Annotated in this window: 1 protein-coding gene; it reads left to right on the top strand. The window is 51.1% G+C overall.

Going from position 1 to position 509, the window contains the following annotated elements; translation table 11 throughout:
• On the top strand, positions 1–509 hold a 509-nt coding region (locus LN415_10035; protein ID MCJ2557410.1), incomplete at both ends, for a DUF1297 domain-containing protein.

Genomic DNA, 509 nt, shown 5'->3' with positions numbered 1-509 from the left:
GAGGGAGTGGCTCACCTCGGCTGGAATAAAGATGCCCACGATAATATCCGATCCGAAGGAAATCGACCGCCCCGTGCTCATAAAATACTACGGAGCCAAGGGCGGAAGGGGCTTTTTCATCGCGAAGGATTACCATGACTTCAAGCTGGGCATCGACCACAGCCAGAAGTATGTGATCCAAGAATATATTCTTGGAACAAGATATTATTTACATTATTTTTATTCACCAATAAAAACAGATGGCTATAGGCTGTCCGAGGGCGCTTTGGAGCTCTTGGGAATGGACAGGCGCGACGAGACCAACATCGACGAGATGTACAAGCTCGGCTCCCAGGAGGAGTTGAAGCGTCTCGGGATTTATCCGTCGTTCGTGGTGACGGGCAACCTTCCTCTGGTCATCCGGGAATCCCTCTTGCCCAAGGTCTTTTCGATGGGAGAACGTGTAGTAGAACGTTCCCTGGAACTCTTCGGCGGCATGATAGGGCCCTTCTGCCTCGAAACGATCGTGA

The organism is Candidatus Thermoplasmatota archaeon, from assembly GCA_022848865.1.
Lineage (GTDB): Archaea > Thermoplasmatota > Thermoplasmata > RBG-16-68-12 > JAGMCJ01 > JAGMCJ01.
This window is presented reverse-complemented; position numbering and strand designations above follow the sequence as displayed.